Annotated in this window: 1 protein-coding gene; it reads left to right on the plus strand. The window is 47.4% G+C overall.

Annotated elements, in window-relative coordinates:
- Window positions 1–435: RHS repeat-associated core domain-containing protein (locus C6366_RS18815; RefSeq protein ID WP_233248588.1), on the plus strand; the 435-nt coding region annotated here is incomplete at both ends.

Genomic DNA, 435 nt, shown 5'->3' on the forward strand with positions numbered 1-435 from the left:
AGCGTGGTGCGCAGAATATGATGAATGGGGCAACCTGCTGAATGAAGAGAACCCGCATCAGCTGCAGCAGCTTATCCGGCTGCCGGGGCAGCAGTATGATGAGGAGTCCGGCCTGTATTACAACCGCCACCGCTATTATGACCCGCTGCAGGGGCGATATATCACTCAGGATCCGATTGGACTGAAGGGGGGATGGAACCTGTATGGATATCAATTGAATCCGATATCAGACATCGACCCCCTGGGTTTATCTATGTGGGAGGATGCAAAATCGGGGGCATGTACTAATGGTCTTTGCGGCACACTATCCGCGATGATAGGTCCAGATAAATTTGATTCTATAGATAGCACCGCATATGACGCCTTAAATAAAATAAATAGCCAATCTATTTGCGAAGATAAAGAGTTCGCTGGTTTAATATGTAAGGATAATAG

Source organism: Desulfonatronum sp. SC1, from assembly GCF_003046795.1.
Lineage (GTDB): Bacteria > Desulfobacterota > Desulfovibrionia > Desulfovibrionales > Desulfonatronaceae > Desulfonatronum.